Here is a 21,944-nt window from a genome sequence, read left to right as displayed (position 1 = left end):
GTTCACTGTTCACTGTTCACTGTTCACTGTCAACCATTGGTGACAAGTTAAGACTTAATTGCATTTGTCAATCAGTAATATTACTCAAAAAAACTGCTTTTTTAGGAGTGGAAAATTCACGATTCGAGAGAGAGTAGGTATAAATATCACCCTCGGCATGATTCCTCGATCGCCCAAATCTCAGTTTTGGGCCCAAAATCCGAGTAAATGTTGAGCATAATTGCTGATTGACAAATGCTTTCTTAGCTTAACTTGTTACCAATGACTGTCAACAGTCAACAGTCAACAGTCAACAGTCAACATTACCTGACGGTGTAACCGGAAATGATATGATACTTCCGTCGCACTAATTCATAAAGGAATCTCGATCGCAAATTCCGTACCTTCTCCTACGGTGGAACGGCAGCTCAAGGCTCCGGCGTGTTTTTCCGCCACAATTCGGTAACTGATGGCTAACCCCAAACCGGTGCCTTTTCCCATCGGTTTTGTCGTGAAAAACGGGTCAAATAATCGGCTCCGCACGTCTTCTGTCATGCCGATCGCATTATCGGCAATGCGGATGCAAATACTATTTTCGTTCAGGGCTTCTGTGCGAATCCTAATAGTTGGTTTCCAATCGTCGCCGCCGGCCGCAGATCGCCTTTTTTGGTTGCAAGCATCTTCCAAGGCGTCAATACTGTTGCTAAGCAGATTCATAAATACCTGATTGAGCTGACCAGCATAACATTCTATTAAAGGGAGTTGACCGTAATCTTTGATAATTTTTATTTCTGGATAGTCGCCTCTGGCTCGGAGTTTGTTGTGTAATATTAAGAGGGTATTATCTATGCCTTCGTGAAGGTTAGTAGGTTTTTTTACTGAGTCGTCTAAACGCGAGAAGTTTCGCAAACTCAGAACTATTTCGCGAATGCGATCGGCTCCCATTTTCATCGAAGATAATATTTTTAGTAAATCTTCTCTCATAAATTCTAAATCGATATTGTCAATACATTCTTGAATTTCTACCTCGGGCTGAGGATAATGTTTTTGATAAAGTTTCACAAGCTGCAACAAGTCTCTGATATATTGGCTGGCGTAGGAAATATTACCGTAGATAAAACTGACAGGGTTATTAATTTCGTGAGCTACTCCAGCTACCATTTGACCGAGACTTGACATTTTTTCGGTATGAATTAGGTGAGCTTGAGTTTCTCGAAGTTCTTTGAGAGCGATTTCTAGCTGCTGGGCTCTGTTGTTGGCGATCGCCTCGGAGAGCCGCAAAGCATCCTCCGCTGCTTTGCGCTCTGTTATGTCAAAAATGGCGCCGTTGAGGGATAAAACTTCACCGTCTGCGTGGAAAAGGGCTTGACCTTTCTCTACAACCCACCGCACATTTCCGTCGCAGTGAATTAGGCGATATTCGATGATGTAAGGTTGTTTGGTCTTAATAGCCCGATCGATAATTGTCTCGATCTGCTCAGCGTCATCGGGGTGAACTATACTCGGAAAAGCCTGCACCGGTTTTTGCATAAAGTTAGCTGCAGGATAGCCGGAAATAGCTTCTATGCCACTGCTGATAAAAGTTAGGCTCGATCGCCCAGCAGGGCTGCACCGATAAACCGCACCGGGAATGTTAGAAACTAATGACCTAAATTCTTCTTCTCTTTCTCGCAAAGCTGCCTCAATCCGCTTGCGTTCGCTAATGTCGCGAGCAAACGCGCACTGATATTCTTTGCCGTTAAATTCCAAATGGTTGATCGTAATTTCTACCGGAAAGATGCGACCGTACTTAGTGAGGTGGTGAACTTCTATATTCACCGAACCGCATCGTTTTAAGACTTTCCAGTGCAAACTCCAAGCAGTTTGGGGAAAATCTGGATTGATGTCGTGCACGGTCATCGAGAGCAATTCAGCGGTAGAATATCCCAATGAAGAGCAAGCGGCGTCGTTGACGTACAAAAATTTACCGTCGGGCCCGATCCAGAATATCGCATCTGCCGATCGGTCGATCGCAAACTGAGTCAGTTGCAACTTTTCCTCAACCCGCTGGCGATCGGCAATTTCTTTTTCTAACTGTTCGTTAAGCGAATTGAGAGCTAAAGTGCGATCGACAATAGTATCTGAAGGGTAAAGAGCGATCGATTGTTTTGCCAATTCTCCTTTCTCAATGTCATGTTGGTGCTGATTTTCTTCTACCTGTTTTAACGACTGTTGTTGAAATTTTTCTCTTTGATTTAAACCAGACTCGGCAAGTGCTTTCGGCATCAAGGCGAGGGCGAGTGCGGCTAAAAGCCAAGAAATCAAAGCACTTGTAGCTTTGAGAGTTACCGACAGCCAATATATGGAATGCCAAAGCGTCCAAACTTCCGTCAATTTAGCCGCGCCCCAGGCAAAAAAAACAACGGCAAACAGCCGGAAAATCTTGCGGTGAGAACCTTGGCGGGTAAAATAAACTAAAGATAGGGCGATCGAGCAATAAGCCAGCGCCGTCAGCGAGTCAAAAACAGCATACAATCGCAACTCCGGCACCACGTTGCAGGCAAGTGTTGAAGATACAGAAAGTGTTGAAAAAAAAATTGTTAATTGTTCTTGCATAAAGTTCAAGAAAAAAATTATCTGTACCAATGCAAATCCGATCAAATCTAATTATTTGATTTCGGCTAGTGAAATATTTACATAATTATATACTTTTTTCATTTTTTATGAAACAGCCATTTTTTCAGGAAATGTCAAAACTATCGAGGTTGGGCCCTGGGAACGAAGCTTTGCCCAAGTATGAGCAATGGGTGAGCCTCACGGCTAGCAACGCTTACCTTGCTCCCTGTGACCGAATACATAGGTTCGCGTACTGATTGCTTCAGAAACATTTAAATTGTTAATGATCGCTATTAAATTTTCTTTTAGATTACTTAGGCAGTGAGCCAGGGGTTTTTAACCCCTGGCTCACAGATGGACTAACAAACTTTTAACGCAGAGAAAATCTCAATTTTTGGGCTGGAAATCCACAATTAAGCGCCGCCCAGCGCCCAATGCACCAAAGTCCGAACTCCAAAACCGGTAGCCCCAGGGCCATTGTAGCCATTTTCTTTGTCAGTCCAAACCGGGCCGGCAATATCTAAATGCGCCCATGCAGTATCCTTTACAAACTGCTTCAAAAATAGCGCCGCCGTAATCGAACCACCGGGACGTGGGCCTGTGTTTTTCATGTCGGCGTGCAATGCTTTCAAGCCCTCAAAATATTTTTCTTCCATCGGCATTCGCCAAAATTTTTCGCCTGCCAATTCTGAGGCGGCGACTATTTCGGCGGCGACACTATCTTGAGGACTCCACAAACCCGCGATATCGTCACCTAAAGCAATTACGCAGGCCCCGGTTAGAGTTGCTAAATCGACAATTGCGTCAACTCCCAATTTATCAGCAAATACCAAAGCATCAGCCAGGGTTAAACGACCTTCAGCGTCGGTATTGTTGACTTCAATTGTTTTGCCGTTGGAAGCTGTAAGGATGTCTCCAGGGCGCATGGCGCGGCCGCTGATCATGTTTTCAGTGACGGCGCTGATAAAGTGAACTTCCACATCGGGTTTGATGTGTCCGATCGCCTTGGCCGCTCCCAAAGTAGCCGCAGCGCCGCCCATATCTACTTTCATCATTTCAATGCCGCTGCCCGCACCTTTGATGTTCAAACCCCCAGAATCAAAGGTCAATCCTTTGCCCACAATTGCTATTTTGCGGCGCGGTGTGCCTTCGGGTTTGTAAGTCAAATGGATGAACTTTGGTGGTAAATCAGATGCTAGAGCCACGCCGAGAAAGGCTCCCATTCCTAGTTTTTCGCAGTCTTCCCGCTCCAGTATTTCTAACTCTAAACCGCATTCTGCAGCGAGACTTTGAGCGGTTTCGGCCATGGTAATCGGGGTGACAAAATTTGCCGGCGCTGCGACTAATTCCCGTGCTAAAATGACTCCGGCAGTGATTTGGCGGGCGCGGGCGATCGCACTTTCGGTACCGGCAAAACCGAGCAAATGAATTTGTTCGAGTTGCGGGCTTTTGTCTTCCTGTTCCGATTTGAAACGGTTGTCTTGATTCAGGGAGAGTTCTACACCTTCGGCGATGGCGCTTGCTGTAGAATCCGGCGCGCTTTTCCACACAGGAAAGCTAATTCCGAGGCTTTTGCATTTCTCCTTTTTGGCTAACTTGGCGCAAACGCCCGCAGCTTGCCGCACGGTGTCTAATTTTAAATCCTCTGTTTTTCCCAAACCGACGATCGCAATTTTGCGAATGGGATTATTGCCGCCGACGCGGGTGATGGCGCTGGTACCCACTTTGCCCTTAAAATCTACTTCCAGTAGTAGCTCTTTCAAAGTGCCTGCAAGCTTTTCATCTAATTGTGCCAGCTCGCCCGTGAGTTCCAGGGCGTCCTCAAACAGACCAATTGCCAGGGCGTCTCCCGTCCAAACAGAGCGGGGCGTATCGGTGACTAGAAATTCCATGTTTTGATTTACACTTTAGATTTTAGATTTTTGATTGTACTTTGCAGTGGGTGGTTTGTGGTTTTTCGTTGGTGCGGGTAAATAGATCGATCGCACAAATTTTCCGCTCCACATCAAAATAAATTCTGCTACTATATCAGCCAAGTCCGCCTGCGATCGGATCTTCCACCAATCTCAATCATCTGTGTGGGGGTCTGCTGTCCGTTTTTGCCCCACTATTAACATTTATTTCTCGTTGAACAGGCATCCTGCCTGTGATGGCGTGGAACACCCATCCTGCGTGTGATGGCTTTTGACCAACGATCGGTTCTCTATATCTTATTCTCTTAAATTTTCCCATGCTAAAACGACGCCGGACCCGATTTTCTGTTTTAATCAGCGTTTCAGTTTGCGTTATTGCGATCGGCTCTTTGGTTGCTGCGATGAAATTGATGGGTTTGGGCTCATCCCAGAAGGCCGAGCAGCCCCTGGAGGCAGCCAATTCCGAATCGCAAGTCAAGATGCTGGTATCGCTGTCACCGAGCGAGCGATCGGCGAAATTAGTTGAACTCGCAACCACTCAGTCTGCAAGTGCGAACCCGCAGCAGGAAATCTCCCCTCAAAGCCGTGCCCGCTACCTGCTGGCCAGCGATTTAATCCAGCAAGGAAATGCCGCCAAAGCATTAAAATTATTGGACAAATTAGAGCAAGAATATCCGGTTTTAGCTGCTCACATTGCCCTAAAAAGGGCCCAAGCCTACCAATTGAGCGGCGACAAAGGCAAAGTCCAAAAAGCTTGGCAGGAACTACTCAAAAACTATCCGAGCGACCCAGTAGCAGCGGAAGCTTTATATGTTTTAGGCAAGTCAAAACCGGAATATTGGCAACAGGCAATTAGTGAATTTCCTGGTCATCCCCGCAGCGTAGAAATTGCCCTCCGCAAGTTAAAAGAAAACCCTAATCAGCCGCAGTTAATGCTGCTCGTAGCAAAATACGGTCATTATGTCAAAGATTACGGGACAATTTTGGAACAACTGGTGCAGCGAAACAGCGCCGGTTTGAAACCGGAAGATTGGGAAGAAATTGCCTTTGGCTATTGGGAAAAACAAGATTATGGCAAAGGAGCTATTGCTTACGGGAAAGCTCCCCGCAACGCCAAAAATCTTTACCGCAAAGCTCGCGGTTTGTGGCTCGACGGAAAAATCCCGGAATCGAGAATTGCCTATCAAGAATTAGTGCGCGAGTTTCCCGATGCCGAAGATACTGGTTTGGGTTTAATTCGGCTGTCGCGGCTGAGCGAGCCAAAGGATGCGATCGTTTTCCTCGATCGAGTTATTAGCAAATTCCCCAATTATGCCCCCGAAGCTTTGTTAGATAAATCCCAACTTCTCGACAAAGCACGCAGCGGTAAATCCGCCTCAGAAACCCGCAAGTTGCTCTTGACAAAATACAATAATTCTGATAAAGCAGGCGAATTGCGGTGGACGATCGCTCAGCAGTATGCCAAAGGCGGAGATTTAAAATCAGCTTGGCAGTGGGCGAGAGAATTAACCACCCACAATCCCGACAGCGAACAAGCTCCAGAAGCAGCATTTTGGGTCGGGAAATGGGCACAGCAACTCGGCCGCCAACAAGACGCCAAGACTGCATTTGACTACACGATCTTACGTTATCCAGAATCATATTTCGCATGGCGATCGGCTGTACTTCTCGGCTGGCCAGTCGGCGACTTTACCACAGTCCGAGATTTGTCTCCCAATGTAGCGCGGCCACCTCAGCGCCCCGAACCCACTGCAGGTTCTCCTGCCTTGAAAGAACTCTATCAATTAGGTCAAGATAGAGATGCTTGGACGCTGTGGCAAATAGAATTTATCGACCGCGTAGAACCAAGTATTGCCGAACAGTTTACCGACGGTTTAATGCGAGTTGCAGTCGGAGACAATTTAGACGGTTTGTGGATGGTTGGTAGTTTGCGGCAGCGCGATAAACCAGATGATAGAACCCAATACCTCGAACTCAGACAGCAACCGATTTATTGGCAAGCACTTTATCCTTTTCCTTACTTAGAAACCATTGTCAAGTGGTCAAAAGAACGCACAATAAATCCAGTATTAGTAACAGCATTAATCCGGCAAGAATCGCGGTTTATGCCCGCAATCAAATCATCAGTTGGCGCCACTGGTTTAATGCAAGTAATGCCGGAAACAGCAGCTTGGGTTGCTGCACAAATCAGCCTCAAAAAGTATTCATTGGAGAATGTGGACGACAACGTTAAACTCGGCACGTGGTATTTGGATCACACTCACGACGAGTACAAGAATAACTCGATGTTAGCTGTGGCGAGTTATAATGCCGGGCCAAATGCAGTATCAGATTGGTTGAAGAGGTTTAGTTTTAGTGATCCGGATGCTTTTGCGGAAAAGATTCCGTTTCCTGAAACCAAAGGATACGTGAAATCGGTGTTTGAGAATTACTGGAATTATCTGCGGATTTACAATCCCGAAGTTAATCAGTTAATGAGTGAGCATTATGCGGCTGCTCAGAAAAAAGCAAAGTGAATTATTCGTGGTGTGGGGGCGGGTTTATCTAAATTGTTGGTAATCGTTATATCTTTTTGGTGGAACCCGCCCCTACAAAATATGGTTTCGTAGGGGCGGGTTCCACCAACCATAATCGCCCCAAACAAACAATCTCAAAAACCCGCCCCCACCCAATAAACAATCATCAGTAATTGACCGGAGATGATATCAGCGGCATCCCAAAGACTCGCGAGTAGAAATCCCTGTTTGAGAATTAATGCCACTTGCCTTTGTGCACAATTCTTTAACTTGTGCACCATCCATAATGGCGTCGGTAAAGTCAGCGCCGGTGATATCAGCTCCCTCAAAAGTAGAACGCAGCAAAATTGTTTCCGCTAAAACTGCATCGCTTAAATCGGCCTTGGTAAATTTAACTTGATCTATCATTGCATTAGTTAAATTTGCTCCGTGCAAATTCGCCTCAGTCATCACCGAAGCACTCATAATTGCTCCCCGCAAATCGGCATTAGAAAAATTAGTCAAGTCCATATTAGCGTTAGAAAACTCAGCGGCCCGCAGCATTTGACCAGAAAAATCGCGTCTTGTCAGTTCGGCGTTGCTAAAGGACAGCGGAGGAGCGTAATATTTAGATTGAGCCAGGGCTGGCCGCGGGAGGATGAAGATAGTTAGCGCGAATAGGAATGCTGCTAGTTGCCGGAGTTTCATAAGTCTGATATTCTCGGAAGGTGGGTATTTCGTAGTGTATCCCGAACTTTAGTCGATCGACTAAACAGGTACAATCTTAATTAATAGTGATGGAGATGAAAAAAACGAAATGCTAAGTTTTTTCTTAACTTGGATAGTAGCAGCGGTTTCCCTGGTCATTACAGCTTACATTGTACCAGGTATTACCGTGGTTAGCTTTCCGGCGGCGATGCTGGCTGCTGTTGTTATCGGATTGGTGAACGCGGTTGTCAGACCGATTCTTACATTGCTGACGCTGCCTTTGACCATTATTACTTTAGGTTTGTTTTTATTCGTTGTGAATGCAATTTCGCTTTCCCTGGCTTCGTGGTTGGCGGGTGCGTTCAATATCGGCTTTGCGGTTAACGGTTTTTGGCCGGCTTTGCTAGGTTCCATTGTGTTGTCATTTGTTTCTGGGTTGATTGGTCGATTTGTGAATGCCAATACTTTGTCTCAGTAATACATTACCCCAGAGATTCCAGATATTCGATCGGGCAAACTGCCACCGCTACTGTTACCGCAGAACCCGCCCTAACCCCTCCTTGTGAAAGGGGGGGATTTTTGCTGCGAAATATTTGTTTAGGGACTAAAAGCCTTTCACGGGCGGGCAGGATGTCCACCCCACAAGCAGATTCACTCTTTGTGGAACAGGCATCTTGCCTGTTATTGAAAACGGTACAAGATATCAGTTCGATCGCACAAAGTGCGGCAGCTTCTGCTACGCTGGGCGTGCCGACTTCTTTGACTACAATATTGGAAGGGTTGGGGACTTCTACGGAACTTAAAATGTCAGCAGCAAAGGTTTTTAACGGCCAGTTTCGCGCTTGACAAAGTTCCAGCAAGCCGACTTCACCTGCTTTAGTGTCTATTGTAGCAATACCTGCGATCGCACTTTCCGCTAAATGATAAGCACGGCATACTTGTTTAATCGCAGTTTCGATTAATTCTCGCCCTGTTCCGCGTTCACAACCTATCCCTACCCACAACACTCTCGGATGCCACTGAACCTTTGGCAAAGCAGATTCTGGCGAAAATCTTCTCTGGGTGAAACTAATCCAAATTCTGCCTTTGATAGTTGATAAAATTTCCCCCTCCCAATACAAACAATGTTTTTCTGGCAGACTGTTTTGCCACAAAGTAGAACCAACTTCTTGAATTACTTCTACAGTTTCTCCTCTAGCAAGAGCCGCCGCCACTCCTGTCCAGTCACCTTCGCCCCGCCTCCAACCGCTGGGAATCTCTAGCATATCTAAAGTAAATTCATCGCTCATTATTCAATTATCTATTCTGTAGTTTCACTGCAACCGCAATCTTAAAAAAAGATTAACACTTTGTTTATTAAAATTTTTGGTATAATTGTAGCACAAACTACAAAAGGATCAAGATTTAAAATGGTAGAACTAAATCAGTTACTGTTAGAGTTTGAAAGCAACCTCAAATGGGAAGGAGTGACAAAAGAATGGATAGACCGCCGGGAAAGTTGGGTTAGCGAGGTGGCAGCATCAGTTAACCTGACATATCTAGCAAAACTGCTAGTTGAATTGGAATCTAACTTGCAGTGGGCATCGGTGGATATTCAGTGGCAAGAGCGTCGAGACCGTTGGGTAGAAGAATGTCTGGCAGCATCAATTGTTCAAGAAGTATCAAGTTTATTGCTGGAACTTGAAACTAATACAAATTGGGAAGCGGTGACCGATGAATGGCAGCAGAATCGCGAGAAATGGGTACAGCAAATGCACAAGTTTAATGAGTAGTTTCGAGGAGTCAGAGCCTGTGATATGCGTTTTCAGGCTCTAAAATTTCCTAATGACTAATCACTAATTCTTCATCTTTCTGCAAAACCCCATTTAGAAAAATATCAGCGAGTCCTTCAGCCATTTCCTGCATTTGCTGCCGAGAAGCATTCGGCTCCATAATCGTATTTTGACTGAAGGGCGCGACTGCAAACATTCCCAAAAATACCTGAGCCGTTTCCCAAAAAGCCTCAGCCACATCGCTCATTATAAAAAACCAACACTCTCAATCAATAAAATTTGTACAAAAATAGCACAAACTGCAAACAAGACAAAATTTAATATGGTAGAACTAAACCAATTACTGTTAGAGTTTCAAGCCCACCTAAACTGGGAGGCAGTGAGGGAAGAATGGAAAGAACGTCGTGAGTGTTGGATGAGCGAGGTGTCAGCAGCAAGTGACGAACAACACCTAGCCAAATTGCTAGTTGAATTAGAATCAAATTTTCAGCGAGAAGCGGTACAAAGTCTCTGGAAAGTGATCCGTGAAAGTTGGGTAAAAGAATGTCATATAGCATCGACGCTGGAAGAAGTATCAAGTCTATTGCTGGAACTTGAGAGCAATACAACTTGGGAAGTAGTGACGGATGAATGGCAGGATAATCGGGAGAATTGGGTACAGCAAATGTACGAATATATAGAGTAATAATTCACTTAATCAAAATCAACTTTCATCGTGAATGATGTCCCTGCTGTGCGGTTGATTGTCTCGCTTCCGTCAATTACTTTAAATCCCGATCGCTCGTACAAACTCAGGGCTCGATTCGAGCTTCTGACACTCAGGGATACCGATCGATAAGATGCTTTTGCTGCGGACAACAAACGATCCAGCAACTGCGTTCCTACACCCTGATTTGTATATTCTGGAAGAACGGCGATCGCCAATTCCGGGATAGTATCGTCAACCCAGCCAAACCCCTTGTCGTCCTCTGTAAACAAACGCAGCCAGGCGGCTCCTACAGGCTGGCTCCCGTTCAATTCGATTGCTGCGAAGCCCAGATCGTTTGCACGTCCCCAATTCTTCACATATTTCGCAATTAAAGGATGATTCACAACCGCTTGCACCGTTGATTCGCCTTCTTCTGCCATGTGCGCCGCTTCATATAGCATTTGCCAGAGAAAAGGCTCGTCTTCCTGGGTTAGCGGCCGAATAGAATAGCCCAAAATTTTGTCCATAACAACTTTTGCCTGTTGCTCTAATTATTGATCTTTCAGCAAAACCCCATTCAGAAAAATATCAGCGAGTCCTTCAGCCATTTCCTGCATTTCCTGCACAGAAGCATTCGGCTCCATAATCGTATTTTGACTGAAACCCGCGACTGCAAACATCCCCAAAAATACCTGAGCGACAATCTTCGGATTCATCTTCCGATAAACTCCTTTTTCCATCGCCGTTTCAAAAAAAGCCTCAGCAACATCGCTCATTTTTCCGATGACTTCCAACTGAATTCTGTCGCGCAAATCCGGGTGAAATTGCGCTTCCAAAAAACACACCCGCATCATGTCACTATTCTCGCGGATATTCAGCATCCGCCGCCGCATCACCTGAGCCACTGCTTTGTAACTGCCCATCTCGCTTAATTCAGTCAGCAAATCCGTCAGCAACTCCACCCATCCTTCCGTCGCTACCTCAATCAAAATCGCTTTTTTATTATCAAAATGCCGAAATAGCGTACCCTCTGCCACCCCCGCCGCCGCTGCTAAATCGCGAGTTGTCGTGCCGTCGTATCCGCTGCGGGCAAACAACCGCTGAGCGGCTTGTAAAATCCGCTTCTTGGTTTCTGTTTCAGAAGGAGGAGACTGATTAAAAATTCGCATGGCTTTGCAATCGGTAATTTGCGACTTGGAACTACGGGATCGGGACGGAATGGCTAAATAATGTTAAGTTTTAAGTTGTGCGCGGCTTTGATCCCAAACTTAAAACTCCTCGCCGGGCTCCATACCCTTTTTGAGATTTGCTGTATCAGCCTAACATCTGGGGCGCAACAGATCGCTTATGCCTCCAAAAATCTTTATCCTGAGAAAAGAATCTCTGACCACCGAGCACAAACATTTTTTTGTTTGACACTCCAAAATCTAAAATCTAAAATCTAAAATCGAATGACCCCGCAGTTCCAAAAACCCCGTGAAGCGAAGCTATCCCGTAGGGAATCGCCCGATCGCCAAACTCGATTCATAGCCTCCCTGCTGGCCGCTGTACTGCTGTGGTGGGGAATTTCCCCGGAAATCGCCCTCGCCCGCCCCAACCCTGCTAGTGGCTCCCAAGCAGTCTCTGTTCAACCATCACTTGATCGAGTAATCAGCCAAGTCAGCGAATTTAAGCTCGACAACGGCATGAAATTCATCGTACTCGAAAGGCCCAGAGCGCCCGTAGCATCGTTTCTGATACACGCCGATGTGGGTGGGGCAAACGAACCCGACGGCCAAACAGGTGTCGCTCACTATCTCGAACATTTAGCCTTCAAAGGCACGCCAAAAATCGGCACTACCGACTACCAAGCCGAAAAGCCGCTGCTAGAAAAACAAGACCAACTCTTCGAGCAAATGCAAGCAGCCAAGGCCAGCGGCAAAACTGAAGAAGTCGCCCAATTAAAAGCAGAATTTGACAAAGTTGAAGCCGAGGCTTCGCAATTTGTCAAGCGCAATGAACTAGGCAAAATAGTGGAACAAGCAGGCGGAGTCGGACTAAATGCCGCTACTTCCACCGACGCCACAATGTATTTTTATAGCCTTCCAGCTAATAAGTTAGAAATGTGGATGTCGCTGGAATCCGAGCGATTTCTAGAACCAGTATTTCGGGAATTTTACAAAGAAAAACAGGTAATTTTAGAAGAGCGCAGGCTACGAACCGAGAATTCTCCGATCGGACAAATGGTCGAACTTTTTGCCAACAAAGCTTTCTCTGCTCATCCCTACCGCCGCCCCGTAATTGGCTACAGTGAAGACATTAAAAACCTCAGCCGCAGCGACGTGCAGAAGTTTTTCGAGACTCACTACGTCCCCAGCAAGCTTACTGTTGCGGTGGTAGGAGACGTGAAAGCTTCGGAGGTGAAGCGACTCGCTCAAATTTATTTCGGCCGTTACAAGGCGAAACCAGCGCCTCCAGAATTGCAGATTGTCGAACCTCCCCAAACGCAAACTAAGGAAGTGACGCTGAAATTACAAACTCAACCTTGGTATTTGGAAGGATACCACCGGCCGGCGATGAATCATCCCGACAATGCGGTTTATGAAATGATTGGTTCTTTGCTCAGCGATGGCCGCACTTCTCGGCTCTACAAATCTTTGGTAGAACAACAGCAATTGGCGCTGGCTGCTCAAGGTTTCAGCGGTTATCCGGGGGAAAAGTATCCGAATTTGATGTTATTTTACGCTCAAACTGCTCCGGGCCACACGGTTGATGAGGTGGCGGCAGCTTTGAACAAGGAAATCGAGCGCCTGAAAACTGAGCCGGTTTCTGCTTTGGAATTGGAGCGCGTGAAAACTCAGGCGAGAGCCGATTTGTTGCGATCGCTCAATTCTAATATGGGCATGGCATTTGCGCTGGTGGACTATCAAGTAAACACCGGTTCGTGGCGAAATTTGTTCAAGGAATTGGATGCGATCGCGGCTGTTACTCCTGCTGACATTCAGCGTGTCGCTCAGGCAACTTTCCGCCCGGAAAATCGCACGATTGGCAAGCTTTTGCCACTGTAAAGAAGAAGGAAGAAGGAAGAAGGAAGAAGGAAGAAGGAAGAAACACTCGTTTCCAGGCTCTGCCTGGGAACGCACATACATCCAGAGGCTCTGCCTCGATTTAGCATCATCACAATAGGAAACATTGGAGAAAGAATGAAAAGGACTAAATTGAGACTGAAAAAAGTAAAGTTATTTCTGCTGTCGCTTTGCTTTTTTACTGTTTCACTTGGCACGTTTAATTTGTTACCTTCCTTAGCGGCTGCACCCAAACACTACGACGAATTAACATTCCCGCCGGTGCCAGAAATTAAACTGCCTAAATACACTCGCTTCGAGCTAAAAAATGGCATCCGGGTGTATCTGATGGAAGACCGGGAACTCCCGTTAGTTGGGGGAACGGCGCTATTTCGCACGGGCGAGCGCTTTGAACCTGCCGATAAAATCGGACTGGGAAGCTTGACAGGAGAAGTGATGCGAACTGGCGGCACGAGCCGGCATACGGCTGATGAACTAAATCAGTTGCTAGAACAGCGAGCAGCTTCGGTAGAAACGGGGATTGATGTTAGTTCGGGCAGCGCTAATTTTAGTGCTTTAGCTGAAGATTTGGAACCCGTATTTGACTTATTTGCGGAAGTGATTCGGGAGCCAATATTTGCTCAGGAAAAGTTGGATTTAGCGAAGAATCAAACTCAAGGTGCGATCGCCCGCCGCAATGACGATCCTGACGACATTACCGGCCGCGAGTTTGAAAAGTTAATTTACGGCGATCGCAGTCCTTACGCGCGCACTGTAGAATACAAAACCCTCGCCAACATTTCCCGCGACGATTTGGTGAGTTTCTACCAAAAATATTTCCACCCCAAAAACATGATTTTGGGTATTTCTGGCGACTTTGACACTTCTAAAATGCGATCGCTCGTCGAGCAAAAATTCGGCAACTGGCAACCGAGTCAAAGTGCAGAAGTGCCGCCGTTACCAACGGTATCGCCGGCAAATCAAGGTGGCATATTTTTGGTAAATCAGCCACAATTAAGTCAAAGTTACGTGCAAATGGGACATTTGGGCGGAATGCTCAGCAGTCCAGATTACGGTGCTTTGGACGTAATGAATGGGGTTCTCAACGGTTTCGGTGGCCGTTTGTTCAATAACGTGCGATCGCGCCAAGGCTTAGCTTATTCAGTATACGCGGCTTGGAGTCCGAGATATGACTATCCGGGGGTGTTTGTGGCTGGAGGCCAAACGCGATCGGACGCCACAGTACCGTTTATCCAGGCAATTCGGGCAGAGATCGATCGTATCCGCACCGAACCAATTACCCCGGAAGAATTAGCTTTTGCTAAAGATTCCACCCTAAATTCTTTCATCTTCAAATTTGAAAATCCCAGTCAAACTTTGTCGCGATTAATGCGCTACGAATACTACGGTTATCCCGAAGATTTCATTTTTCGCTACCGCCGCAGCATCGAAGCAGCAACAATTGCCGACGTGCAGCGCGTAGCCAAGACTTACTTGAAACCGGAAAATCTGGTAACATTAGTAGTGGGAAATACGGCGGCAATTCAACCGCCGTTATCGAGTTTGGGAACTTCGGTCAAAGTGCAATCTGTTGATATCACTATTCCCTCGGCGACTTAATTTATTTACTCGTTATCAGGCTCTGCCTGGTAACGCAGATCCGGAGGCTATGCCTCCATTTTGGGAAGTATTTTGTAGGGTGCGTCGCTGCCAAAACTTCGCTCTTTCTTTGTAAATTCTTGATGGCGACGCACCTGACTATTGTGTGGTGCGTAGCTGTGAGATTGTCGCTCTTTATTTGTGAATTTACAACGGCGACGCACCCTACAGCTACAAACTAAGGCAGTTTTTTCTAATCCATGTTTTCCGCCGCTCGCTACATTATTATAATTGCTTGTGCTATTTTTGTGGATCAGTTAAAATATAAAATATTTTTTGCAACAAGGAGCAAGTATGAGTGCCATTAACGTCGTAATCCCTTCCTTAGCAAAGACCACGCAAGGAATTGGTACGATTATCAAGCTTATTAAAGATTCCCCCGATAATTTGATTCTGGTTTTGCATTTGTACAGGAAATATGAAGAAAGTCAAAGCACCTTCATTGCATTTTTCAAAAATCCTAATTCTATTGGCAATTTTACTGCGGTTATAAATGTTTGGGGTACGAGCTTTGGTTATAACGGTGAAGGACCCCGTGGCTATGGAGCTATTCGGTCTGTGATTGAAGACCACCAACTTAACTTTGAGCAATGTGAATGGCAAGATTTTCTTGATGCTAAAGGATGGGACGGACAACCTTACAAGAAATGGGATGAAGAACCTGGCTCTACTTTAAGTTTGATTAGGCAATGGGAAGAACTACTAACAGAACGTTGTTATTTCTCGCTGTGTCGTAGTTTGCCTTTTGAGGCTTATAGCCTCCACCATTTTAATGAACATTGGAAAAGCAAATGGGAGCGGCTGCGTTAAGAAATTCCTCAGACAGATGCAGTAATGCCGTTGCTTACCTAAAACACACATTCCGCTCCCGTTCAGTGTCACACTGCGAATGAGAAAATAAGTGAGAATTTCGATCGAATTTGGGGATTTGCGATGGCGACGCACCTGACTATTGTGTAGTGCCTCGCTGTGAGATTGTTGCTCTTTATTTTTAAATTATTCGATGCCGACTCACCCTACGGCTAACTGACAGACATCCCGCCCTTTCACGTTAGCCGATCGGGATCGACACCCAACTCGCGCAACTTTGCCGCCAATACCTCCGCCCGCTGGCGTTCCTGTTGAGCCAGCAGCCGTTCATGTTGGGCCTGTTCCGAGCTCCACAGCAGCAAATTTCCCTGCGAATCCCACCAGCGCAGCCAATTCATAGTTTGGCCCAGCCGTTCCCCCGACCAAATCCCCAGCCACAAATCTAACTCTGGAATCCGCACCCGTCCCTCAGCATCAGCAGCCTGCGTTTCATAGGCTCCATTTTGCAGATACCGCACTTCCAGCTTGGGCTCGTAGGGGTCGTAGGTGACGTAGGTGGGCACTTGCAGAATCTGTTCGTAGAAGTAGAGCTTGCCGTAGGGAGGAGTCGATCGCACAGACAATTCGCTGTAATCTTCATTAGACAAAAACTCCATCACCACCGATACCGGCGCACCCTCCAGATTCGGCGTGTAGCTGCGGCGAATCGTCCCCTCAGCAACTGGATGCACTTGCGGCACGAAAAACCAATCCGGTGCTTTAACTACAATCTGCTTATTTACAGTCGCTACCAGTCCAAAATTGGAACCGATTAGGGCGATCGGCTGAATGCGTCCAGCGGCTCCCAGAGCATCGGTGAGAGCGGCCGCAAGGGGCGGTTGTTGAATATTTTCCACAGGATCGTCCGGTAATACAAAGTCGGCTGGTAAGGCTTCCCAGGTGACAGTTGGTGCTTTGGAACTCGATGGGATTTGAAGTACCATTAGCTCATACCATTTGAGATTTTATATTTTAGATTACTCGTTACCCGGCTCCAGCCTCGTAACGCCGATCGGGAGGCTCTGCCTCCATTTTACCAAGCGAGGCAGAGCCTCTGGATATAGTTTCCCAGGCTGGAGCCTGGGAACCAATTAAGATGTGTGTAGTGGGGACTTTAGTCCTTCTTGACATCTTCACTGACCTAAAGGCACAGTGATTCCAAGAATCACTTCTTGAACCTTTCTGCTTCGAATGCAACTGCCTCCACCCTCAAGGAGATTTGGTCTTATGCTCGCTCCACAGACTAACCCCGCAAGCCCTGCGGTTTTATGTGTCGAATACCAACAAAAATCTTTGTTGTTTGATTCTAGGGGTGGACTGCCCATTGCCCTGTCCTCTTTTCCCGGTCTACCGATTTTTCTTCCCCGTTGCAGTCATTGCAAGCTTTGGTGTTAGGGTTTATGTCTCCATCGTCGCGGGTGGGTCATTGACCAATCATATTGTAACACAAAGCCGTCCTAAAAGGACGGGGTTTCTACCCAATTTTTTGATGAATGCGGACTAAAGTCCTCACTACGAACCTCAGCTAAAAATCAATAGTCAAAGGCGCTCTCGGAAACGGAATCACATCCCGAATATTCCCCATTCCCGTCATAAACTGCACTAACCGTTCAAATCCCAAACCAAACCCAGCGTGAGGCACAGTACCGTAGCGGCGCAAATCCAAATACCACCACAATTCCTCCTTATTCATACCCTGGGCTTCCATGCGCCGCTCCAACACATCCAGCCTTTCTTCGCGCTGCGAACCGCCGATAATTTCCCCAATATTAGGAGCCAAAACATCCATGGCTCGCACCGTTTTCTCGTCATCATTTAAACGCATATAAAATGCTTTAATTCCGACGGGATAATCGCTGACAATCGTCGGCTTTTTAAATAAGTCCTCCGCCAAATAACGCTCGTGTTCCGACTGCAAATCCAAGCCCCAACTTACCGGAAAATCAAACTTTTTGTCTGCTTTTTCCAAAAGAGCGATCGCCTCGGTATAAGTAATCCGCTCGAACTGATTATTAATGATATTTTCAGCAGTAGCCAAAACCGTTTTGTCAATGCGCTCATTGAAAAACTCCATATCTTCCGGGCAATGATCCAAAACGTATTTAAAAATGTACTTTAAAAACGCCTCAGCCAAATCCATATCTCCCTGCAAATCGCAGAAAGCCATCTCCGGTTCAATCATCCAAAACTCAGCCAAATGTCGCGAAGTATTAGAATTTTCCGCTCGGAAAGTCGGGCCAAAAGTGTAAACATTTCCGAAAGCCAGCGCCATAACTTCCGCTTCCAACTGGCCACTAACTGTTAAATAAGCGCGCTTTCCAAAAAAGTCTTTAGCATAATCAACCTCTTGAGAATCAGTGCGCGGCACATTCTTTAAATCAAAGTTGGTAACGCCGAACATTTCCCCCGCACCTTCGCAGTCGCTAGCAGCAATAATCGGAGTATGAACCCACAAAAAACCGCGTTCTTGAAAAAATTGGTGTACCGCCGCCGAACAAGCATTGCGGACTCGAAAGACAGCACCGTGGGTGTTTGTGCGCGGCCGCAAATGCGCGATTGTCCGCAAAAATTCAAAGGAATGGCGCTTTTTTTGCAACGGGTAAGTTTGCGGGTCTGCATCGCCGTAAACTTGTACTTGTGAGGCTTTCAACTCAATTCGCTGTCCTTTTGCTGGAGATGCTACCAGCACTCCCGACACTTCAAGAGATGCACCTGTATTCAGTTGTTTCAGTACATTTTCAAAGTCTGGCAAATCGGAATTTATGACTACTTGCAAGTTAGCCATCGCCGAACCATCGTTGACTTCGACAAAGGCAAATTCTTTCAATTCGCGTTTGGTACGAACCCAACCTTGAACAGTTACAGTTTCGTCTGGTTCACCGGCGCGCAGTATTGCTGCAATTCGTTGAGTTGTCATATCCACTCCTGTTTATTTAATATTTTGCACCATATCTCTGTTTTTTCTCTTCCTCTGCGCCCTCTGCGCCCTCTGCGGTAAATAAAAAAATCCCAAATTCTAACTCCCAACATCCTTCAACCTGCATAGGATTTCAAAATCCAACCGAGCAAAATGCCAAGTCCGCCAAAGCGAACTGCTTGCCAAAAAGGTTGTTTTATGCTTCCCCAAGAAAACAGGCTGCTTTCTAAATTCAACTCGATAGTTTCCAATTCTTGCTCAATTTCCCGCAATTCTTTTTTGAGTTCGGGCAATGGATTTCGGCGTCCCGACTGGCGGATTTCTTCGCGCCGATGACCGAGTTCTACTTGGCGCTGTCGATCGACCTGAATTTGAGTGTACCGTTCTTTGACTGCTGCGAGCGATCGCTCAACTGCTGCGATCGCTTCAACAAACTCACTTTCTTGCTCTTCGGGATTTAACTCTGACGGCTGTTGAGGCATTTCGATCTGCAAACCTGACAATAATAATAAAAAAAACCGATTTCCAATTAAGTTGTTATTATATGCAGTATATTTTTTAAATTCAGAAACGGCAGCCAAATCCGTATAATTGCCAATTATGCTTGAAACTACACAAACAACCCAAACTGTCAACCTCAACGAGCTGAGCACGGTAGAATTAGCCCAAGCTCTAGCCGCGCGCCTCGCCATCGCCGAAAAAGATTGGCACCGCCTCAAAGCCAACCGTTCCGCGCGGGCCTGCGAGCAAGCTGCGGCAGCTTTGGTCTTTTTGCTCAAAAAACAGCCCGAAGAAGCTCTCCCGCGCTTAAACCAAGCAGCAGGATGGCTGGATCGATCAATATCTGCTCCTCCCTGTCCCACCCACGGCAAATAATTAGATTGCTTCGTTCTTCGTAACGCTTCGCGGTTTTGAGTTTTGACTTGAGTAGTCGCTCAAAACTTAGACAATCGCGCCGCTTGATCGAGCAGCGCGATTGTGAGTTCAAAAGATTTATACTTTTTTAACTCAAAACTCACATTTTGCATTATGATCAGCTATCAATAGCCATAGCGTTCAAATTCTCACTGCAAGCTTGATCCCGAGAACGAAAAATTTTCCAGGTCTAGCTGAGGTGAAAACTACTGCCAAATAGCGGTGCTAGCGCAAGCGAGGCAGCCGGTAGCGACTGGCAAGTTCTTTGCACAGCCGTAACTCCGTACCTTCAGAATTCCACTCTACCCGATCAAATATTTGGTAAAGAATAAACAACCCCCTACCACATTCCTGTTCCACATGGGGTAGTCCAGAGTTATCTTCAACGTCCTCTGCTAGGAGACTGTCGCAATCATCGGTATAAAGGTTGCAACCGCAAGGAGCCTTAAAGCCAGAACCTTCATCCGATATCACCCACCAATATTGGTTTTGGACGATCGAAAAACGGACTCCAACAGTTTTAGCGGGGTCTAATTTGTTTCCATGCTTAGCAGCATTTACCAAAGCTTCTTGAAGCCCCAACCGCAATTCCGCTTGCCAGTAATCTGGCACCTCTGCTAGGAGCAGATCCAAAATAGGACAAAGGTATAGAGTAGAAGCGAAGCTAATCGTAATCCAATTGCGTCCGACCGGACGAGGTGAAATAGCAATCACTCAGAAAACTCCCTAACTTTCAGGTGGATAAAGTTCACACCCTGCATAGTTGGCTCCCTAGTATTCAAAATGCTAATTAATTGAGCGGCGCAGCTCTACTTCTATCTTAGAGTATCAAAGCAATTAAGAACAGCAAACAAAGTCACAAAATATTCTGCGATTCTGAGAAACTTCTGCAGAGAACCATCAGTAATTTTACTTATAACTTCTCCCGGTCACGAAATTTTTGATTTCAGCTTTTGCCAACTCGCAACGCTTAGGTTCGCTGCATCCCCCAAGCCGTCAACACCTCTTGAACAAACGATCCCCACCTGGAAAAGCTCGGAAATAACTATAAAAAAGTCGATCCCTTAACGCTCCCCAATCAGGTTCGACCCTCGCCGCCAAGCTTTGCACCGATCGCCCCAGAGCTATCTCTTACCGCCACACAGCACAATCATCATACCTAGGTGTGTTGCAGCGAAAACCCGATATCTTTCCCCAATGCGATCGGGCAAAATATCTCCCATTGGTGCGACCCTCACAAAATCAATATTCGTTACAAAACTTATTGCGTATGAGTGAGATCGCCCGCAAGAGCCCAACTCGCCCAAATTGACAAATCCTTTGCTAGCCGAATTCCGGCGCGTTTGCGACACTTTATAAATCTGAACGTCGCGATACAATAGTTAAAGTAAATAATTATTTCTTTACATCATGCAAACAACCCCAGCCATCACCGCAGCCCCCATAGCCGGCACTTACTGGCAGTGGCGGGGGCATTCAGTGTACTACCTTCGATCCAGCGATCGGCATCCAGAACGCCCTCCCCTGCTGTTAATTCACGGTTTTGGAGCCTCCACAGACCACTGGCGCAAAAATATCAGCGGCCTGAGCAAAGACTTTGAAGTGTGGGCGATCGACCTGATCGGATTCGGGCGATCGGCAAAACCCGAATTGCAGTACAGCGGCGACCTCTGGCGCGACCAACTCCACGACTTTATCACCAACATCATCGGCCGGCCCGCCGTACTAGCCGGCAACTCCCTCGGAGGCTACGCCGCCTTGTGTGTAGCAGCCCAGCGCCCCGAATCAGCAGCCGGACTCATATTAATCAACAGCGCCGGCCCCTTCAGCGAACCGCAGTCGGCACCCGAAGCCCCGCCCTTGCAAAAAGCCATATCTGCGGTAGCTAAAACCTTATTTCAGCAAGATTGGGCAAGTTTTCTGCTGTTCCAGTACGTGCGCCAGCGATCGACAATTCGGAAAACCCTAGAAAAAGTTTATCTCGACCAAAGCGCCGTCACAGACCAATTAGTAGAAGAAATTTACCTTCCCTCCTGCGATCCCGGTGCCCCCAAAGTATTCGCCTCCGTATTCCGAACACCCCAAGGCGAAAAAATTGACGTATTACTTAGTCAATTAACCTGCCGATTGCTAATGCTGTGGGGAGAAGGCGATCCGTGGATGAATTCCACAGAAAGAAGCGCCAAATTTCGCAAACACTATCCGCAGTTAACAGAACACTTTATCAAAGCTGGTCACTGTCCCCACGACGAAGTACCAGAACAGATAAACGAACTGATTCGCGCATGGATAATTGACAAGGGCATAGGGCATGGGGCATAGGGCATGGGGCATGGGGCATGGGGCATGGGGCATAGGGCATGGGGCATGGGGCATTAATCTGACTAATGACTACTGACTAATGACTACT

The 21,944-nt window shown here is 46.6% G+C and carries 19 protein-coding genes and 1 pseudogene; 9 read left to right on the top strand and 11 right to left on the bottom strand.

All coding sequences use genetic code 11. The features are described from left to right. Window positions 1-351: 351 nt before the first annotated feature. Both QUB44_RS15750 and QUB44_RS15745 read right to left on the bottom strand, forming a co-directional pair. Entirely contained in the window at window positions 352-2,574 is a 2,223-nt protein-coding gene (locus QUB44_RS15750) for a PAS domain S-box protein (protein WP_333369073.1), read from the bottom strand. 413 nt (window positions 2,575-2,987) lie between these two features. Beyond that, window positions 2,988-4,466 (bottom strand): leucyl aminopeptidase, encoded by a 1,479-nt coding sequence (locus QUB44_RS15745; RefSeq protein ID WP_333369071.1) that lies wholly within the window; start codon window positions 4,464-4,466, stop codon window positions 2,988-2,990. Between the two features lie 338 nt (window positions 4,467-4,804). Here QUB44_RS15745 and QUB44_RS15740 point away from each other — a divergent pair, with 338 nt between their 5' ends. Then, window positions 4,805-7,003 carry a transglycosylase SLT domain-containing protein gene (locus tag QUB44_RS15740; protein ID WP_333369068.1) on the top strand — a complete coding sequence of 733 codons (2,199 nt, stop codon included), beginning with the start codon at window positions 4,805-4,807 and terminating at the stop codon, window positions 7,001-7,003. Window positions 7,004-7,192: 189 nt separating this feature from the next. Here the strand turns inward: QUB44_RS15740 and QUB44_RS15735 are convergent, their stop codons facing one another. Further along, a complete protein-coding gene (locus QUB44_RS15735) occupies window positions 7,193-7,690 on the bottom strand; it encodes a pentapeptide repeat-containing protein (protein ID WP_333369066.1) in 498 nt (165 codons plus the stop codon). Between the two features lie 109 nt (window positions 7,691-7,799). Here QUB44_RS15735 and QUB44_RS15730 point away from each other — a divergent pair, with 109 nt between their 5' ends. Continuing rightward, window positions 7,800-8,168 carry a phage holin family protein gene (locus QUB44_RS15730; protein ID WP_333369064.1) on the top strand — a complete coding sequence of 123 codons (369 nt, stop codon included), beginning with the start codon at window positions 7,800-7,802 and terminating at the stop codon, window positions 8,166-8,168. Between the two features lie 4 nt (window positions 8,169-8,172). Here QUB44_RS15730 and QUB44_RS15725 read toward each other — a convergent pair whose 3' ends face one another. Continuing rightward, window positions 8,173-8,979 carry a cobalamin biosynthesis protein gene (locus QUB44_RS15725; protein ID WP_333369062.1) on the bottom strand — a complete coding sequence of 269 codons (807 nt, stop codon included), beginning with the start codon at window positions 8,977-8,979 and terminating at the stop codon, window positions 8,173-8,175. 120 nt (window positions 8,980-9,099) lie between these two features. Between QUB44_RS15725 and QUB44_RS15720 the strand changes: the two genes are divergently transcribed. Continuing rightward, a complete protein-coding gene (locus tag QUB44_RS15720; RefSeq protein ID WP_333369060.1) occupies window positions 9,100-9,462 on the top strand; it encodes a hypothetical protein in 363 nt (120 codons plus the stop codon). A 49-nt stretch (window positions 9,463-9,511) separates the two neighbouring features. On the opposite strand, the pseudogene QUB44_RS15715 reads toward QUB44_RS15720, so the two are convergent. Continuing rightward, a pseudogene (locus tag QUB44_RS15715) lies at window positions 9,512-9,709 on the bottom strand (TetR/AcrR family transcriptional regulator); the annotation flags it as partial. 75 nt (window positions 9,710-9,784) lie between these two features. On the opposite strand from QUB44_RS15715, the gene QUB44_RS15710 reads away from it, so the two are divergent. Beyond that, window positions 9,785-10,147, top strand: a complete 363-nt coding sequence (locus QUB44_RS15710) for a hypothetical protein (protein WP_333369058.1) — start codon at window positions 9,785-9,787, stop codon at window positions 10,145-10,147. Between the two features lie 8 nt (window positions 10,148-10,155). Here QUB44_RS15710 and QUB44_RS15705 read toward each other — a convergent pair whose 3' ends face one another. Both QUB44_RS15705 and QUB44_RS15700 read right to left on the bottom strand, forming a co-directional pair. Next, a complete protein-coding gene (locus QUB44_RS15705) occupies window positions 10,156-10,677 on the bottom strand; it encodes a GNAT family N-acetyltransferase (protein ID WP_333369056.1) in 522 nt (173 codons plus the stop codon). A 24-nt stretch (window positions 10,678-10,701) separates the two neighbouring features. Next, window positions 10,702-11,319: a helix-turn-helix domain-containing protein gene (locus tag QUB44_RS15700; protein WP_333369054.1), complete on the bottom strand. Its 618-nt coding sequence runs from the start codon at window positions 11,317-11,319 to the stop codon at window positions 10,702-10,704. Between the two features lie 282 nt (window positions 11,320-11,601). Here QUB44_RS15700 and QUB44_RS15695 point away from each other — a divergent pair, with 282 nt between their 5' ends. The 3 genes from QUB44_RS15695 (at window position 11,602) to QUB44_RS15685 (ending at window position 15,663) form a co-directional block, all read left to right on the top strand. Then, window positions 11,602-13,197 carry a pitrilysin family protein gene (locus tag QUB44_RS15695; protein ID WP_333369052.1) on the top strand — a complete coding sequence of 532 codons (1,596 nt, stop codon included), beginning with the start codon at window positions 11,602-11,604 and terminating at the stop codon, window positions 13,195-13,197. Between the two features lie 135 nt (window positions 13,198-13,332). After that, a complete protein-coding gene (locus QUB44_RS15690; protein ID WP_333369050.1) occupies window positions 13,333-14,814 on the top strand; it encodes a pitrilysin family protein in 1,482 nt (493 codons plus the stop codon). Window positions 14,815-15,147: 333 nt separating this feature from the next. Beyond that, complete coding sequence (locus tag QUB44_RS15685; protein ID WP_333369049.1) at window positions 15,148-15,663, top strand: hypothetical protein; 516 nt, start codon at window positions 15,148-15,150, stop codon at window positions 15,661-15,663. 236 nt (window positions 15,664-15,899) lie between these two features. On the opposite strand, the gene QUB44_RS15680 is transcribed toward QUB44_RS15685, so the two are convergent. The 3 genes from QUB44_RS15680 to QUB44_RS15670 form a co-directional block, all read right to left on the bottom strand. Next, a complete protein-coding gene (locus tag QUB44_RS15680) occupies window positions 15,900-16,646 on the bottom strand; it encodes a Uma2 family endonuclease (protein WP_333369047.1) in 747 nt (248 codons plus the stop codon). A 581-nt stretch (window positions 16,647-17,227) separates the two neighbouring features. Next, window positions 17,228-18,619, bottom strand: coding sequence for an asparagine--tRNA ligase (gene asnS, locus QUB44_RS15675; protein WP_333369045.1), 1,392 nt, complete (start codon window positions 18,617-18,619; stop codon window positions 17,228-17,230). Between the two features lie 116 nt (window positions 18,620-18,735). Next, entirely contained in the window at window positions 18,736-19,101 is a 366-nt protein-coding gene (locus QUB44_RS15670; RefSeq protein ID WP_333369043.1) for a DUF2203 domain-containing protein, read from the bottom strand. 118 nt (window positions 19,102-19,219) lie between these two features. On the opposite strand from QUB44_RS15670, the gene QUB44_RS15665 reads away from it, so the two are divergent. After that, entirely contained in the window at window positions 19,220-19,495 is a 276-nt protein-coding gene (locus QUB44_RS15665; RefSeq protein WP_333143284.1) for a DUF6439 family protein, read from the top strand. Between the two features lie 264 nt (window positions 19,496-19,759). Here the strand turns inward: QUB44_RS15665 and QUB44_RS15660 are convergent, their stop codons facing one another. Then, window positions 19,760-20,248, bottom strand: a complete 489-nt coding sequence (locus tag QUB44_RS15660; RefSeq protein WP_333369041.1) for an anti-sigma regulatory factor — start codon at window positions 20,246-20,248, stop codon at window positions 19,760-19,762. Window positions 20,249-20,944: 696 nt separating this feature from the next. Between QUB44_RS15660 and QUB44_RS15655 the strand changes: the two genes are divergently transcribed. Beyond that, the gene (locus QUB44_RS15655) at window positions 20,945-21,856 is read left to right on the top strand and encodes an alpha/beta fold hydrolase (protein WP_333369039.1); all 912 of its coding nucleotides are present in this window, start codon (window positions 20,945-20,947) and stop codon (window positions 21,854-21,856) included. Window positions 21,857-21,944 lie beyond the last annotated feature (88 nt).

Source organism: Microcoleus sp. AT3-D2 (genome assembly GCF_036705715.1).
Classification (GTDB): Bacteria; Cyanobacteriota; Cyanobacteriia; order Cyanobacteriales; family Microcoleaceae; genus Microcoleus.
Note: the sequence above shows the minus strand (reverse complement) of the source record. Positions and strands in the feature narration are given on the sequence as shown.

Excerpts from the sequence above, each read along its gene's own strand:
- QUB44_RS15665 (WP_333143284.1), top strand. The coding sequence starts at position 19,220 with ATGCTTGAAACTACACAAACAACCCAAACTGTCAACCTCAACGAGCTG.
- QUB44_RS15690 (WP_333369050.1), top strand. The coding sequence starts at position 13,333 with ATGAAAAGGACTAAATTGAGACTGAAAAAAGTAAAGTTATTTCTGCTG.
- QUB44_RS15750 (WP_333369073.1), bottom strand. The coding sequence starts at position 2,574 with ATGCAAGAACAATTAACAATTTTTTTTTCAACACTTTCTGTATCTTCA.
- QUB44_RS15735 (WP_333369066.1), bottom strand. The coding sequence starts at position 7,690 with ATGAAACTCCGGCAACTAGCAGCATTCCTATTCGCGCTAACTATCTTC.
- asnS (WP_333369045.1), bottom strand. The coding sequence starts at position 18,619 with ATGACAACTCAACGAATTGCAGCAATACTGCGCGCCGGTGAACCAGAC.
- QUB44_RS15705 (WP_333369056.1), bottom strand. The coding sequence starts at position 10,677 with ATGGACAAAATTTTGGGCTATTCTATTCGGCCGCTAACCCAGGAAGAC.
- QUB44_RS15720 (WP_333369060.1), top strand. The coding sequence starts at position 9,100 with ATGGTAGAACTAAATCAGTTACTGTTAGAGTTTGAAAGCAACCTCAAA.
- QUB44_RS15730 (WP_333369064.1), top strand. The coding sequence starts at position 7,800 with ATGCTAAGTTTTTTCTTAACTTGGATAGTAGCAGCGGTTTCCCTGGTC.
- QUB44_RS15725 (WP_333369062.1), bottom strand. The coding sequence starts at position 8,979 with ATGAGCGATGAATTTACTTTAGATATGCTAGAGATTCCCAGCGGTTGG.
- QUB44_RS15700 (WP_333369054.1), bottom strand. The coding sequence starts at position 11,319 with ATGCGAATTTTTAATCAGTCTCCTCCTTCTGAAACAGAAACCAAGAAG.
- QUB44_RS15740 (WP_333369068.1), top strand. The coding sequence starts at position 4,805 with ATGCTAAAACGACGCCGGACCCGATTTTCTGTTTTAATCAGCGTTTCA.
- QUB44_RS15710 (WP_333369058.1), top strand. The coding sequence starts at position 9,785 with ATGGTAGAACTAAACCAATTACTGTTAGAGTTTCAAGCCCACCTAAAC.
- QUB44_RS15695 (WP_333369052.1), top strand. The coding sequence starts at position 11,602 with ATGACCCCGCAGTTCCAAAAACCCCGTGAAGCGAAGCTATCCCGTAGG.
- QUB44_RS15670 (WP_333369043.1), bottom strand. The coding sequence starts at position 19,101 with ATGCCTCAACAGCCGTCAGAGTTAAATCCCGAAGAGCAAGAAAGTGAG.
- QUB44_RS15655 (WP_333369039.1), top strand. The coding sequence starts at position 20,945 with ATGCAAACAACCCCAGCCATCACCGCAGCCCCCATAGCCGGCACTTAC.
- QUB44_RS15685 (WP_333369049.1), top strand. The coding sequence starts at position 15,148 with ATGAGTGCCATTAACGTCGTAATCCCTTCCTTAGCAAAGACCACGCAA.
- QUB44_RS15745 (WP_333369071.1), bottom strand. The coding sequence starts at position 4,466 with ATGGAATTTCTAGTCACCGATACGCCCCGCTCTGTTTGGACGGGAGAC.
- QUB44_RS15680 (WP_333369047.1), bottom strand. The coding sequence starts at position 16,646 with ATGGTACTTCAAATCCCATCGAGTTCCAAAGCACCAACTGTCACCTGG.